At 72.7% G+C, this 14,490-nt stretch carries 12 protein-coding genes; 4 read left to right on the top strand and 8 right to left on the bottom strand.

The annotated features are described in order from the left end of the window. Positions 1–34: 34 nt before the first annotated feature. Complete coding sequence (gene nshR / locus ACZ32T_RS08385) at positions 35–838, top strand: NshR/TsnR family 23S rRNA methyltransferase (RefSeq protein ID WP_467266713.1); 804 nt, start codon at positions 35–37, stop codon at positions 836–838. A 99-nt stretch (positions 839–937) separates the two neighbouring features. Here the strand turns inward: nshR and ACZ32T_RS08380 are convergent, their stop codons facing one another. Both ACZ32T_RS08380 and ACZ32T_RS08375 read right to left on the bottom strand, forming a co-directional pair. Continuing rightward, positions 938–3,076 (bottom strand): PIG-L family deacetylase, encoded by a 2,139-nt coding sequence (locus tag ACZ32T_RS08380; RefSeq protein ID WP_467365950.1) that lies wholly within the window; start codon positions 3,074–3,076, stop codon positions 938–940. 184 nt (positions 3,077–3,260) lie between these two features. After that, positions 3,261–4,202: a nitroreductase/quinone reductase family protein gene (locus tag ACZ32T_RS08375; protein WP_467365948.1), complete on the bottom strand. Its 942-nt coding sequence runs from the start codon at positions 4,200–4,202 to the stop codon at positions 3,261–3,263. A gap of 420 nt (positions 4,203–4,622) precedes the next feature. On the opposite strand from ACZ32T_RS08375, the gene ACZ32T_RS08370 reads away from it, so the two are divergent. Then, positions 4,623–5,828, top strand: a complete 1,206-nt coding sequence (locus tag ACZ32T_RS08370) for a serine/threonine-protein kinase (RefSeq protein ID WP_467266706.1) — start codon at positions 4,623–4,625, stop codon at positions 5,826–5,828. Between the two features lie 12 nt (positions 5,829–5,840). Here ACZ32T_RS08370 and ACZ32T_RS08365 read toward each other — a convergent pair whose 3' ends face one another. The 4 genes from ACZ32T_RS08365 to ACZ32T_RS08350 form a co-directional block, all read right to left on the bottom strand. Continuing rightward, on the bottom strand, positions 5,841–6,293 hold the full coding sequence (locus ACZ32T_RS08365) for a GNAT family N-acetyltransferase (protein WP_467365946.1): 453 nt from the start codon (positions 6,291–6,293) through the stop codon (positions 5,841–5,843). A gap of 33 nt (positions 6,294–6,326) precedes the next feature. Further along, positions 6,327–7,205, bottom strand: a complete 879-nt coding sequence (locus tag ACZ32T_RS08360) for a hypothetical protein (RefSeq protein ID WP_467266702.1) — start codon at positions 7,203–7,205, stop codon at positions 6,327–6,329. 32 nt (positions 7,206–7,237) lie between these two features. Further along, positions 7,238–8,203 (bottom strand): helix-turn-helix domain-containing protein, encoded by a 966-nt coding sequence (locus tag ACZ32T_RS08355; RefSeq protein WP_467365944.1) that lies wholly within the window; start codon positions 8,201–8,203, stop codon positions 7,238–7,240. A 299-nt stretch (positions 8,204–8,502) separates the two neighbouring features. After that, entirely contained in the window at positions 8,503–8,928 is a 426-nt protein-coding gene (locus tag ACZ32T_RS08350; protein ID WP_467266696.1) for an ATP-binding protein, read from the bottom strand. A 163-nt stretch (positions 8,929–9,091) separates the two neighbouring features. On the opposite strand from ACZ32T_RS08350, the gene ACZ32T_RS08345 reads away from it, so the two are divergent. Continuing rightward, complete coding sequence (locus tag ACZ32T_RS08345) at positions 9,092–9,973, top strand: helix-turn-helix domain-containing protein (protein WP_467266694.1); 882 nt, start codon at positions 9,092–9,094, stop codon at positions 9,971–9,973. Continuing rightward, positions 9,970–10,179, top strand: coding sequence for a DUF397 domain-containing protein (locus ACZ32T_RS08340; RefSeq protein WP_467266692.1), 210 nt, complete (start codon positions 9,970–9,972; stop codon positions 10,177–10,179). The genes ACZ32T_RS08345 and ACZ32T_RS08340 overlap by 4 nt, the downstream gene beginning before the upstream one ends. Positions 10,180–10,182: 3 nt before the next feature. On the opposite strand, the gene ACZ32T_RS08335 is transcribed toward ACZ32T_RS08340, so the two are convergent. Both ACZ32T_RS08335 and ACZ32T_RS08330 read right to left on the bottom strand, forming a co-directional pair. Continuing rightward, entirely contained in the window at positions 10,183–12,354 is a 2,172-nt protein-coding gene (locus ACZ32T_RS08335; RefSeq protein ID WP_467365942.1) for an RNA repair domain-containing protein, read from the bottom strand. Then, complete coding sequence (locus tag ACZ32T_RS08330; RefSeq protein ID WP_467365939.1) at positions 12,354–14,024, bottom strand: RNA ligase family protein; 1,671 nt, start codon at positions 14,022–14,024, stop codon at positions 12,354–12,356. Before ACZ32T_RS08330 ends, ACZ32T_RS08335 begins: the two co-directional genes overlap by 1 nt. Positions 14,025–14,490: the final 466 nt, after the last annotated feature.

The raw sequence follows: 14,490 nt of genomic DNA, 5'->3' as shown, positions 1-14,490 counted from the left end.
GAGGGGGTGCCGTCGTGCGTGCTAAGTTCGCTTGATGCCCAGTCCTGACCTCATCACGGAACGCTCCGATCCCGCTGTGCAGCGCATCATCGATGTCACCAAGCACTCGCGGGCCGTCGTCAAGACGGTGCTGATCGAGGACATCGAGCCCCTGCTGCAGAGCATCCGGGCCGGAGTCGGGTTCATCGAGGTCTACGGCCTCGACACCGTGACCCTGCCGGACGAGCTGCTCGACCTGTGCGCACAGCGCGAGATCCCGGTCCGGCTGCTCGCGGCCCCCGTCGCCAACCAGGTCTTCAAGACGGAGAAGAAGCCGAAGGTCTTCGGCCTGGCCCGGGTCCCGAAGCCGTCCCGCCTCGCGGACCTCTCCAACACGACCGGTGACCTGATCCTCCTCGACGGAGTGAAGATCGTCGGAAATATCGGCGCCATCGTGCGGACCTCGTTCGCCCTCGGCGCTGCGGGCATCGTTCTCGTGGACAGCGATCTCGGTACCATCGCGGACCGCCGTCTGATCAGGGCGAGCCGGGGCTATGTGTTCTCCCTGCCCATCGTCCTCGCGTCCCGGGACGAGACGCTCCAGTACCTCCAGGACAACGGCGTGCGCCCCGTGGTCTTCGAGGCCGACGGAAAGCTCGCGGTCGGTGATCTGGACGGCATGGACGAGCGCCTCGTCCTCATGTTCGGCAGTGAGAGGACCGGCCCGTCGGGCGAGTTCTCGACCGTGGCCGCCACATCGGTCTCCATTCCCATGAACCCCGCGGCGGAGTCGCTCAACGTCTCCGTCTCGGCGGGAATCGCCCTGCACGCGCGAGCCCGCCGCAACCTCGCCCGGTAGTCCCGGCCGTAGGAAGAGCGTCAAGGGCCCCGGCCCCTTCCGACGAGGGGGACCGGGGCCCTTGACGTGCGCCGCGGCGCCGGGGCACGGGCCGCCCCTCTACCGGGGCCGCCATATCCAGGGCGCCGCATCCGGACCCAGACCGACGACCGAGGGCCGGCCGTCCGGGCCCACGAGGAGCGCCGTCCCGTCCAGGGCGACCGGACCGCCGCTCCGTACGAAGAGGCCGTCGCCCGTGAGCAGTTGGACGAGGCCCTCGGCGGTGCGGCCGAGCAGCACGGGCCCCCGCGGCGACGGGGAGGCGCGCACCGGCCCGTACCCGACGAACCGTGCTGCGGGCACGGCCGCCCCGGCTTCCACACGCAAGGCCGTCCCGGCCTGGACAGACGTCACCCCGCCCGCGGCCGCCGCCCGGTAGTGGAGCGTGACCGACCCGTCGGACGCCGGCAGAGCGGCGGGCGCGTGCGCCGGGACGGGCGCCGCCGTGAGCTGCGTGCGGGCGGAGAGCCCGGCGCCCGGTGCGTCCTGGGTCCAGTGGTGCACCGCGTGGTGGCCGGCGCCGAAGACGTGGACCCGCCCGCCCCCGTCCACGGCTGTGCTCAGGCCGTCCTGCACCTCTCCGCCACCCATGTCCCGCCACGCGCTCCAGCGGCCCGACCCGTCCCGCACCCGGGTACTGAGGCCCTTCTCCGCGTTGCGTACGAAGAGGTGGACCCGCCCGTCCGGGGCGGCGACGGCCACCGGTCCGCCGATGCGACGCCCCTCGTCACGCCCGGGAGAAGGAGTGCCGAGGCCGCGCCAGGGGCGGAAACCCCCGCCCGGGGCGCTCTGCTCCAGCACCACGATCTCGCGCTCGTTGTCGGCGCCGTGCCCGGCGAGTGCGGCGAAGCGGAGCCCGAACAGCAGCAGGCGCCCGTCCCGCGTGGTGACCGATCCCAGCGCGGGGGCGAGCGGCCCGCCGCCGAGGTCATGGGGGAGCCCCCAGACACCGCTGCCGGGACCTGTCTCCTGCCACCGCACCACTCGCAGCCCCAGCACGGCGTAGGCCGCGAGCCGGCCGTCCGGCTCGGCGGCGAGGGCCGTGCGTGTACCCGGGTAGCGGTGGTGGGTGGAGCGGACCCAGCCCTTGCGGTTGGTGAGCGGTCGGTCGCCGCCGACGTTGTAGTCACCGCAGCCGGACGGATTGCCGCAGTCCCATTCGGGTGACCCCCCGTACGGGACGAGGTGGGCGGCCTTCGCCGCCAGCACCCCCGGCGGCAGGTTCTTCGGCCAGTGCCGGTTGTAGTAACCGCGGTAGGCGGCCGTCACGAATCCCGGTATCCGGCCGCCGTCCGCGGTGGCCCGCGCCACCCGGCGGATCATCGCCGCCCAGGCGAAGCAGGCCGCCGCGGTGTGGTCGGCGTGGTCGGAGTACCCGTGCTGCTCGCTGTCCGCCCGTCGCACCGCCTCGGTGCTGTGCTGGATGTCGGGATCCGGGTCCAGGGTGTGGACGACGGTGGGCTCGTAGCGCTCCAGCAGCCCGGTGAGGACGTCGACCAGCCCGTCGTACGTGTACGAGCCGGCGCGCCGCAGCGGTGAACCCTCGGCGACGACCGTGCGCAGCACCAGCCGGCGGTCCTCCCAGAGACTGGGCAGCCCGAGCCGGTGCCGGCCGGTGTGCATGGCCGTGTTGAGGAAGATCAGCTCCACCCGGCGGCCGTCGGCGGCCAGCACGTTCACCTCGGCCCTGTGGCCGCCGTCGAGCTCGGCGACCGAGATCTCCCAGGGCGCGAACGCGTCCAGCCCGAGCAGCGTCGCGTACGCCTGCCGCAGGCCCTGGTGGCGCGCCGAGGAGTACGCGGCCTTGTCCGGCGCAGGGCGGGCCCGGCCGGGGATCTTGTTGACACCGTCGGCCTCGCCCGCCGTGAGGTACACGCAGACCAGGGGCGTCCCGGCGTCGAGGGCGAGCCGGGTGTCCGGGTTCATGAAGTACAGGTCGTCGTCCGGGTGGGCGAGTATCTGCATGAGCAGGGAACGCCGCGCGGTGCTGATGGGCCGGCCGGGCGCCGGATCGGGCGCGGGATCCGTGCGCCGGGGCGCCGGGACGGAGCAGGCGCCGAGGACCGCGGCCCCGGTGCCGGCGGCGAGGGCGGCGACGACCGCGCGGCGCCGCGGACCAGCCGGTGCGTAGTCCGGTCCGGGCACGCCGGTGGCCGCCGGGCCCGGGGCGTGCGGGCGCGCGTGGGATCGATCCGTCATGCCGTGTGCTCCATCCGCTTCCCCCGCAGCGGGTGGCCGACTGCCTCGTGCTGCGTACCCGTCGTCCGACGGGGGACGACGGGTCGGGCCGTCCCGCACGGACAGACGGAGAAGGGGGCGGGCCGGTTGCCTGGACCGTGTGCCGTGTCGGCGTACGGAACGGGCGACCGGCCCCGTGGACGTGTCAGCCGGTGGTCCTCCCGCCGTCCTCCGCCTGGCGCGTGGGAGGCGCCGGCGGCCACGGGACCTCGGCCAGCAGGGGCAGGATCGACTCCTCCTCGTGGTCGAGGTGCGCGTTCAGCTCCGTGGACATCGCCTCCAGTTCGATGCGGAAGCGCTGCGGATCGGCGATGGTGATACCGGCCAGCAGGGCCACCAGCTCGCCCTGGATGCGCGCGACGGTGCGGTGTTCGTCGCGCAGCCGGTCGAAGGTGCCCGTCAGATGGGGGTGGTGGCGGGCGATCCCCGGGAACAAGTGGTCGTCCTCGCTGGTGTGGTGGAACTCCAGGGCCTGGCAGAACGCCAGGCAGCGCTGCCGGATCTGCAGCCCGAGACCGGGCGCGGGCGGATCACCGGGCCCCTGGTGCGCCGCGCGTGCGACGAAGTGGGCGTCGGCCTCCGCCCTCACCTGACGCAGTTGGCCGCGCAGCCAGGTGTGGACCTCCATCAGCTTGTCGGCGAGCGTGACGACGTCACGGGGAGCGTCCCACCCGTCGGGCTCGGCCCGCTCCAGCACCACGACCGGCAGGGTGCGGGTGGTCCGGGCCTGGTAGTCGCCGTACCCGGGGACCTCCCGCACGGCGTGCGCGAACAGCTGCTCACGCCTGAGCCCCTCGGCGGGGACCGCCAGGGCCTCGAAGGTGCGCGTGCCGACCTCCACGCGCACCACGGGGTGGGCCAACAGGTTGTGGTACCAGGCGGGGTGGCGCGGGCCGCCGAGATCGGAGCCGACGACGAGAAGGGTCTCGCCATGGCGGACGTAACCGAGGGGGGTGGTCCGCTCGGCCCCGGACCTGGCGCCGGTGGTCGTCAGCAGGAGCAGGTTCCCGCCTTCGAACGGGCCGCCCACCTTCCCCCCGTTGGCGCGGAACTCCTCGATGACCGATTCATTGAATGATGTGGGCATACGGCTGTGTGTCTCCGGTGTGTACGGGCGCGCACCGCGGTGACCGCGGGTACGGGCCGGGGATGACGTGCGCGGGACGGAGGGCGGCACGGTCTCCGGGGGCGTCGCGGTGCGATACCGGAAGCGTGAGAGGGAGACGACGTGCGGCGGCGCTACGTCAGGTACGGGGCGCGGAGTACGAACTCATGGCGGATCCCCTGACAGAAGGGTGTTCGCCCGATCGCCGGCCGGCCCACTGCTCTTTGGCCGGCGCCACGCGACACCGCGCTCATTACATGTATCCGTCGATCGTCTGTCAACCAGGACGGTGGTCCGGGGGATGCCGTCGCATGACGATCACATGAGCGTCACAGAACGCCCCACACCCTTGCCTGCCGGAGCGTCAGGTAATGAACTGGCGAGGAACAGCATCGCGGGGGAGTGAGCAGCGCAGTGAGCGGGAACGGCAAGCCGTCGGAAGACCGTCCGGACCGGGCCGGGGAGACGGATTCCCCCACCGACGAGCAGTGGGCCGAATTCGTCCGGCAGTCGGAGACCGGGGCCCCCGGAGCTCCGAAGGAGCCCTCGGCCCGTGCGCGTATGGTCACCGACCGTCTGCGCGCACTGGACGAGGACACCGCCCGTGCGCGGGGCGGCGGACGGCCCTGGGGCCGGAAGAGCAAGCCGGCCGAGCCGTGGCAGCCGGAGGGCTGGCGTACGGGGCCTGCCTGGCGGGAGCGCGACGGGCGCGCGCGGAAGCGGCGCCGCCTCCTCGGGATCCTGGGCATGGCCGTGGTCGTGGCGGCCCTCGTGGTCGCGATGCGGCCGAGCCTGCTGACCGACCACCTGCCCGGCGGGGACGACCCTGCGAGCGCCGGCCCGCTGCCCGCCGAGACGGCGCCGCCGACCGCCGCGCCCGCCGACGGGCCCGAGGGTGACCGGCCGACCCGGGCACAGCCGTTCCGGGGCTCGCCCGCCGTCCGTTGGGCGGACGGGGCGAATGGCATCGAGACCCCGGAGGCGAAGGCGGCCGGCGGGATGAGCCGGAGCGAGGTCGAGCAAGCCCTGCGCGCGACCCGGCAGTTGCTCGTCGACGCCAACCTCGATCCCGCCACCCTGCGGGGGGAGAAGCCCGACGAGGCACTGAACCTGCTCGACCCGCTGCAGAAGGGCGAACGGGAACGCCTGGAGCGGTCGCTGGCGGAGCCCGGCGAGGAACAGGACCCGCTGATGCTGTTCAGCCGGTTCGACCCGGCCGAGGCACGTCTCGTGGGTGACGTGGTGAAGACCCGTGGGCGGATGACCTTCGAGGCGGGCCCCGCCGGCTCCGTCGAGGTGCATGCCGACTACACGTTCGTCTATCCGCTGGTGAAGCCGGGCGGCGAGGAGGTGGCGCGCACGATCGTGCGGCGGAAGCTGACGACGGCGCTGCACGATCCGGAGCGGTTCGTGGCGACGCGCGGCAAGCTCTCCGTCGTCAGTTCCGAGCAGAACTTCGGCAACACCTCCTGCGAGGTGAACGACGGCTTCCTGCACCCGTCTTTCCCGAGCGACAGCGCGAACCCTCCGCGCGGGGCCGCCATTGACCCGTACGACCGCAGCGAGTGGCAGCCCGACGGGTCCTGCGGGACGGTCACGCGTACGTAGCTCCGCAGGGATCTACGGGGTCCGCACCATGAACAAGTCCACCGCGTCCTCGTGCTCCAGGACGAATCCGTGGCGTTCGTAGAGCCTGCGGGCCGCGCTGCCCCGGAGGACGTTCAGGCGGACCGGGGCGCCCTCGGCGTCCGTACGGGCCAGGACGCCGGTCAGGACAGCGGTGCCGATGCCCCTGCCCTGGAGCTCCGGGGCGAGGTAGAAGTGCTCCAGGCACCAGCCGTCCTCGGAGGGCCGCAGGGCGACACACCCCGCGACGACCCCGTCCACCTCGACCACGGAGGTGTGCCCGGGGGTGTACGCGTCACGCAGCCGCTGCCGGACCCGGTGCGCGTCGTACCGGCCGAGGCGCACCAGGTCGGGGCGCATCACCACGGCCCGGATGTCGGCTATGGCCTCGACGTCGTCGGGTGTGGCTGGGCGCAGGGACCACGCCTGAGTGGTACGTACAGACATGGCGGGAGTCTCCCACCGCCCGGCCCTGGGCGGTCAGTGGCCCTCGGCGAAGACCTCTTCGGCTGTGGTGGCCGTGGCGGCGCGGTGGAGCCATCGGTGAAGGAGCTGGGGGTCGGCGCAGGTGGTGATCTTCTGGCGGAGCTCGTCGGTGAGGGCGATGCCGCGTGCTTCGAGGAGCAGCAGGAGACCTTCGGCTCGGCCTTCGGCTCGGCCTTCGTCTCGGATTTCTTCGGACATGAAGGACTTGTAGAAAGACGTGTCCACGGCCACCAGGTTCCTCCACTGTTGTGCGGCCGGGCGGTTGCCCAGGCCCTGTGCGGTGAGCTCGACGATGGGGTCGGCGATGTCCTCCGGTGCCTCGCGCAGTGCTGCGGAGAGTGTTTTCAGTATGGCACCGACGTCCGGATCGTCGGCGTGTGTGATGGCCGCGAGAGTGGCGAGTGCGAGGTCCTTGCGGGCCTCGGCGACGTTCTTGATGACGGGCATGTTGTGCGGGCCGGCGACGAGTGGGTTGAGGGTGAGTGTCTGCCATTGGCGGAGGCCGATGGTGATGGGGCGGGCGGCCCATCGGGCGGTGGCGTGGTCCTGGCAGACGACCAGGAGCAGGACGGGCAGGGCGCCGTATCTGTTGTGGAGATAGCTGACGTAGTAAGGCCAGCTTGCGGTCTTGCGTGGGTCCTTCTTGCCCTGGGCCTCGATGGCGAGGAGGAAGGGGCCGTCGTCCTGCGTTTCGATACGCAGGAGGGTGTCGACACGGCGTTCGACGGGGCTGTTCTCGGTGAGGTCGGTGGCAAGGACGGTGGCTGAGGTGGGCGTCGGGATGTTGACGCCGAGGACTTCGGATACGCGCGAGAAGAGGCCGGGGTACTCCTGGAAGATGCGGTGCATCGCCTCGTGGGGTGAGCTGACCATGCGGGTCCGTTCGGGTTGAGGGCGAGTGTGTGTCATGCGGCTCTGTGCATGACGTCTGTCCGTTCGGTTCGGCAGTCGCGGCAGAGTCCTGGTTCGGTGGCGCGGAAGGCGCGGTCGCAGGTGTCGCAGTTCTGGAGCGGGATGACGACGACCTTGCGGCGGGGCGGGGTGAGATCTGCGGTGCCGGGGAGCGGGGGCGGCAGGAGCGTGGTGATGCGGCTGCGCACGAACTTCGCCGGGTGTTTCACGGGCGTCGGGAGGTCGCTGGTGAGGGCTTGGCGGATGGTGTCGGGGTGGGCGTCGCGTTCGAGCCAGGTAGCGACACCGGGGACGAGCGCCACGATGTCCGCCTCGGAGAGCGTGAGTTGAGGCGCGAGGCGCCGGAGGTCTGCTAGGAGTGCTGTGGCGGCTCGGTGAAGTTCCTCGGTGGGTGCGTGGGGGTGGGGGAGCGGCGGCAGCTGTTTTCTCGGGGCCGTGGGAGCCGGTACGTAGGCGGGGGCGGCAGGCGGCGGAGGTGGCGGCTCGGCGGGAGCCGGGTTCGGTGCCGCTGCCTCGCTGGGTGGTGCGGGCGGTGGTGGGACGGCGAGGGCGGTGGCTGATGGCTTGCTGCGGCGTGGCGCGGGAGCCGTGACGCCGGGACGGTTGTACGAGACCGTGCGCGTGACCATCCGGCCGTCGGGGAGGCGTACGCGGCTGCGGTGGAGGTAGCCGGTGGCTTCCAGCTCGCGGAGGGCGGCGGCGATGCGGGCTTCGCTCTCCGGGAAGCGGGCGGTGAGGGCCTTGATACTGACCTTGGCCCCGGCAGGCAGCGACTGGATGTGGGCGGCGAGCCCGATCGCGGTGAGGGAGAGGCCACGGTGCTGGGCGAGGTGGTTGCCGATGACCGTGAAGCCGGAGATGTGGCGGACGGTGACGTGGATGACGCCGGATGTCGGCGTGACGTCGGGCCGGGTGCCGGGCTGGGCGCACGGGGGCGCGATAACCTGCGGGGAAGCCATCGGGAAGCGTCTTCTTCCTCGTGGTCAGGCCCCGGCCGGGATTCGCAGTCCCGGTTGGGGCCGTCTCGTGTCTGTGGTTGTCGCGGCGAGCATATGCCAGCCAACCCGCCCCAAATCCAGCCCTGTTGCGATATGTCACCCGTGTGAGTGATGCAGGTCAGGACGGGGGTCGGGTGGGGTTTGGTCGGGTTTCTTTCCCGAGTTTCTTTAAAAGCCTTGAGACGTCGTGGGTGGCCGCGTCGCGGGACACCGAGGCGTGGCCGACCGGGTCGCGGGTGCCCGCGACCCGGTGGAGTCGGTCACGGTGCGAGGTCGAGCTCCGCCCAGACCGTTTTGCGCGGGGCCGGGCCCGGAATGACACCCCAACGGTCGGCGAGGGCCTCGACGATGAGCAGGCCGCGCCCGCCCTCCGTGTGGTGGTCGGGCGCCGTCGCGACGGGCAGGCGGTCACCCCGGGTGTCGACGACCTCGATCCGCAGTCGGCTGTCCGCGTGCACGGCGAGGCGCAGTTGGAAGTCCCGGCCCGTCACCCGCCCGTGGACCGTGGCGTTCGCAGAGAGCTCCGCGACGATGTGCGCGGCCGAGTCGGAGGGAAGCCCCCAGAGGTCGAGATGGGCCACGGCGAGGAGGCGGGCCAGCCGGGCGCCCCGGCGGGTGGGGGAGAGCAGCACGGTGAACGTGCGTTCGGCGGCTCGGAGTTGGGGGGTGACGGTTTGTTGGTTCACGTCACTCAGCGTGGCCGGGTCTGCGTACCGTGCCCAGTGACTGAGCCCTTGCGTACGGTGATTGTCCCGGGCTTGTCCAGTGCTGTCCCGGCTGTCCGGAGTGACGTGCGGGGAACAGAGGCGGTTGAGGAAGAACGGCACGCACGTCGGAAGTGGGGCACGGATGAGTGTGGACGGGGTCGGTACGGAGCGGAATAGCGACGGCGGGGCGGACGAGCCCGGCTGGGACGTCGATCCGGATGACGAGTCGGGCGTTGCGGTGGTCGCCGCCGTGGGGCGCCAGATCAGGGCGTGGCGGGAGGCCGCCGGTATGCGGGCTTGCGAGTTCGGGGCAGCGATCGGGTATGGGGAGGACCTGGTCCGCAAGGTGGAGGGCGGGCGGAGGATCCCCCGGCCGGAGTTCCTGGACAGGGTGGACGAGGTGTGCGGCGCGGGCGGCAAGATCGCTGCGATGAAGCGGGATGTGGCCCAGGTCCGGTATCCGAAGAAGATCCGGGAGCTGGCCAAGATGGAAGAGCGCGCGGTCGAGATGGGGTTGTACAGCAATCACAACATCCACGGCCTGCTCCAGACGCCGGAGTACGCGCGGTCCCTGTTTGAGATGCGGAGGCCCGCGTACTCGGAGGACGAGGTGGAGAGAGTGCTGGCCGCGCGCATGGCCAGGCGGTGCGTCTTTGAGAGGTCACCTGCACCCGCGCTCGGCTTCGTGCAGGAGGAAGTTACCCTCCGTCGCCCCATCGGGGGTGCGTCGGTATTGCGGCGGCAGCTCGAACACCTGCTGGAGGTGGGGCAGTTGCGGAACGTAGAGATTCAGGTGATGCCGACCAGCCGTGAGGACCACGCAGGAATGGACGGGGGTGTCGAAGTCTTGAAGTTCGAGGACGGTACTGCGGTGGGGCGATCCGACGGAGCGTTCGCAGGCAGGCCGGTGTCCGATCTGAAACAGCTCAGGATCCTTGAACTGCGCTATGGGATGATCCGGGCCCAGGCTCTCGCGCCACGGGAGTCCCTGGCCTTCATCGAGCAACTGCTGGGAGAGACATGATTCGCGAGACCTCTGCCGGGGACGCTTCCGGGCTGGAGTGGTCCAAGAGCAGTTACAGCAGCAGCAGCGAAGGGGACTCTTGCGTCGAGGTCGCGAACGCCCCCGGCGCTACGCACGTCCGCGACTCCAAGAACATCCCCGGCCCGCAGCTCACCTTCGGTGACGACGCGTGGGCGGGCTTCGTCCCGTACGCCGCCGGCCGCTGACCCCTATATACGTACCGGCGCCAACGACGCCCCCCGGATCCCCCGCAGCACCTCCGCCCCGATCTCCGCCAGCCGGTGCGCCGGTGGCGGGGTCGCGCCGAGCCCGATCGCGTACCCCGTGCGGCCTCCGGCCGTGAGAGGACGTGGCCAGACGCGGCAGTCGGCGGCGCCCGCGTCGGTGAGGGCGGCGGCCAGGGCCAGGAGGCGCCCGCGCAACCTCCCCTCGTCCGGGTCGCCCGCAGAGGCGAGGGCCCAGGACGGGTGCAGTTCGGGGAGGCGTGGAGGCGTGCAGAGAAGGGGACGCGGGTCTTCGCCGTCCCCGGCCGACTCCAGGATCTCCCAGGCGCGATACAGCTCGGCGGAGAGGAGATCGCGGCCTGCGGCGGAGACCTGCGTGGTGCAGGAACGTACGGGGACGGTCGGGGTCAGCACGGTGACCGGGGACGTGGTTGCCGCCACCCCGCCCACCGTCTCGTCCCAGTCCCACGCCGCCCAGGTCCCGAAGAAGTGCCGGAGCAGATCGAGCGGGGGCAGGTCGCCCGCCTCGTGTGCGGTACGGGCCGCGAGTACGGCCCAGGCGAGGCCCGGCAGTCCGCCACAGGGCGCGGAGTCCAGGCCCCTCGCCCCTGCCCACGCCTTGACGTCCCGGGCGAGGCCGGCGAAGGCGTCCCGGTGCGGTTCGGCCGCCCCGAGCACCGCGTCGGCGTCGCTCACCGCGCTGAGCGCGATCGCCGCCGCCTCGCCCAGCTCCGTGCGGCGGGCGACCGCTTCGGCGGGGGAGAGGTGGCGGGTCGCCACGGTGACCAGGTCGACCCGGAGGCCGTCCAGGTGCCAGCGCAGGCCGGGCACCCGGGCGCCGGACACCTCGCGCAGGTCGCGGGCCTCCGGGAACGCCGCGGCCAGCCGCTGCCGCACCCCTGCCGGATCGGGGGCGCCGGGCAGCGCCGCCACCAGGTCCAGGTCCGCGCCGGGCAGCGCGCAGCCCATACGCCGCGAGCCGACGACGTGGACCCGGGCGCCGGGGAGGGCGGCGGCGACCCGCTCCGTGACCCCTTCACTCCCCTCGGCCACCGGCAGGGGCGGGCCCAGCTCCACCCGTACTCCGTAGTGGTCGGAGATGAACAGCCCCTCCGGGCCGGGTGTCTCGCCGGTCAGGGCCGCCGACCTGGCGCGCAGCCGTTCCGTGCGCAGCAACACCCTGTCCAGCCGGGAGACGCGGCCGGACAGGGAGGAGACCGCGGCGAGGGGGTTCACGGACGGGTCGAAGGTCGGGGTCAGGTCGGCGGGGCCGTGCACCTGGCTCCAGGCGTCCGTCATCGCCAGGCGGGTCTGTGGGTGGTCGCCGCCGTCGTTGAAGTCTCCGACGAGCAGCAGTTCGCCCTCGACGTTCGCCAACCTCGCCCCCAGGTCCGCCAGTTCGGCATCGCGGCGGCCGGCGCCCTCGGGGGAGTGGTCGCTGCTGAGGTGGGTCACCGCCACCGTGACGGGGCCGTCGGCCGTCTCGACGACGGCCGCGGTCACCGCCTTGTGCCGGCCGAGTGCGTGCAGCCCCGCCTCGCTCACGGGCAGCCGGCTGAGCAGCAGCAGACCGTTGTCCGCGACGTCGCGGTGGGCCGGTGCGGTGGCGATGACGTATCCGTCCCGCACCCACGCGCAGTCCAGCAGCAGGCCCAGCAGCGCGGGCTCCACCTCCTGGAGCGCGATGACGTCCGCGTCCGCCGCGCGCAGGGCGTCGAGCAGGAGGGGACGGCGCCGGGCCGTGTCGATGCGGTCGCTGTCGTACCGGTCCCAGAGCGTGTTCCAGGTGAGCACGGTCAGTGAGGCGGACGGGCCCGGCGCTCCGGGGGAGGCCGGCTCCCAGGTGCCCGTCGCCGGGGAGAACGCGTGCGGGACGCGTGAGGTGAAGTACGGGGACGGCAGGCGGCGCGGGATCCGGACGCGGCCCGCCTCCGACGCGTCGATCCGGTCGAGGCCCGTGGATCGGTCCCACACCACCTCGCCGTCCGCCTCGAAGAACAGCACCCGGTGCCAGGGGATGTCACCGCCGGGCGTGAACCGCTCCAGCGGCACCCGCTTCGGGTCACGGCCGCGCTGGGCGACGCCCAGGAAGAAGCGCGCCATGTCGAACCGGGCGTCCCAGCGGACCCGGTGGTAGATCTCCTCGCTCGTACGCATCAGGTCCGGTCCTCCACGGTTCCGCTCGTCCCGATGTACCAGGTGCGGTGGGCCTGGCCGGGGTAAGGGGGTACGAAGCGGCGCACCTGGGAGGCCAGCACGTCCGGGGGCACCGGATGGGCGCGGCGGCCGTTGCGCGCGGTGAGCTCGTCCGCGTCGACCCAGGCCACCGCGTGGGTGAGCAGGGCGTCCCTGCGGTGGGCGACCGCGTGCACGAGGGAGCGCTGGCGCGGGTTGAGCGAGGTGGCGTCCCAGACCACGGTGGCGCCCGGGACGAGCGCGGCGTCCAGGCGGCGCAGCCCCTCGCGCAGGACGTCCGCGTTGGCGCTCTGGTCGGCGCGCGAACCGCGCGACTCGCGCAGGTCGTCGAGCGAGATGTACGTGGCGGTGCCCGGGAGCCCGCGGCCGAAGGTGCTCTTCCCGCTGCCCGAGGGCCCGACCAGGTGGACCAGGCGCGGGAAGTCCCCGGAGCGCCACCGCCAGGTCGCGGCGACCGCCTCCTCTGCGGTGGTGACGCGGCCCAGCGCGTACGCCTCGCGGGCCTGCGCCAGACAGCGGGCGGCGGCGTCCGGCTCCAGGCCGGCGAAGGCGGCGGGAAGTCCGTCCGGCTCGGCCACGTCCTGGGCGTGCAGGGCCGACCACTCCACCTGTTCGCGGGCCCCGGGCCCGTCGGCCAGCACTCCGGCCAGCGCGTGCAGCACGGTCAGGTCGGCGGCGAGCGCCATCCGTGCCAGGCCGGTGTGGCGGTCGTCGTCCGGGTAGGGGCGGTGCAGCGAGGGATAGAGGCCGACCAGGTCCGCGGTCCGCCGGGCCAGCCGCATCCCGAGCGGTCCGGCGAGCGCGGGTGCGAGCGCGGCCCGGTGGGTGCGGTGCAGCAGGGCGGCGAGGACCCCGGCCAGCCGGTCGTCGCCGGTGCGCTCCCGCGCGTCCAGGGCGTCGGCCGTCGCGAGGGCGGCCGGTGCGTCGCCGGGGCCGGCGCCCGCGGCGACGGCGAGTGCCGCCGGGTCCACGGGGGCGCCCGAACGCACGGCCCACAGGGCGGCGGCCGGGCCCAGCCCGTTCTCCACCACCACCGCGTGCATCCAGTGCGTGTCCGTCGTCACGTGGCCGGGCCGTACCCACTTCGCCACCCGCCGCGCGAACGCCGAAGCGGGAAAGCTCTCGGCGGGCCGGACGACGTACCCCTCCTGGCGTCCCGTGTCCGGCCTCAGCGCGCGCAGCGCCCTCTCGGCCCGGGCGTCGAACACGCCGCGCCACAGCACCGTCGGCGTCGGGATCCCGAGGTCCCGCAGGAAGTCCACGGTCCGGTCCCAGTCCAGGCAGACCCCGCCGTCCCAGACGGAGAAGCCGTAGAAGTGACTCGCGAGGTCCTCGTACGGGATCGAGTGGCGGGCGAACATGTTCTCGCCGCAGATCCGCCACCCCGCCGGGATGCGCGGGCCGACGCGGCCCTGGAGCGCCTTGACCCAGCCGCGGGAGGGGTGGTGCGCCGAGTCGAGGGAGCGGGCGTGCAGCCCGTCGGCGTACAGCGTGGTGTTCTCGCCGTCCAGCTTCTCGGTGACCACGACCTGGGAGCCGGTCAGCCCGGCGAGGTCGGCGAGGCGCACGTCGTCCGAGGTGGCCCCGGGCGACCAGGGGAGATGCGGGGTCCGCGGATAGTGCGTACGCATGTTCCGTGCCCCCGGTGAGTCGCCGTCCCGGCCGGTCACACTAGGGGAGGCGGCGTGCGGCCCTCGACCGAATATCGCGGCAGCGGCGCACGAACCGGCCGTCACGCGTCGTGCCCGCGTTTGACCGGTCCCCCGCAGGGGGTAAGATCCCCGGCCCGATTGGCCAGGGCGCTGAGCCGTGTGGCACACTAGCCAGGTTGCTCGGTTGAGTGTCAATGCTGCGCGCCTCCCGCCGGGAGGACCGGAAGCGAGTCCCACAGTACTCGTCGACCCCTGGGTCGGACGTACGGGAATCTTTCGGGAAGCGTCAGTGGGGCGCTGACCAGGCACCCGGTGGGGTTTCGCCCCCGGCAGCGCGGTTTCGGCCCGCACCCCCTTGGTTGGGAAATCCTTCGGGAGTTCTACGTAGAGGGGATGCGACACGCCCGACCGCGTGGGTCGGAGGCGGAGTTACGAGAACCACGGG

This window comes from Streptomyces sp. NPDC023573 (genome assembly GCF_055559735.1).
This window is presented reverse-complemented; position numbering and strand designations above follow the sequence as displayed.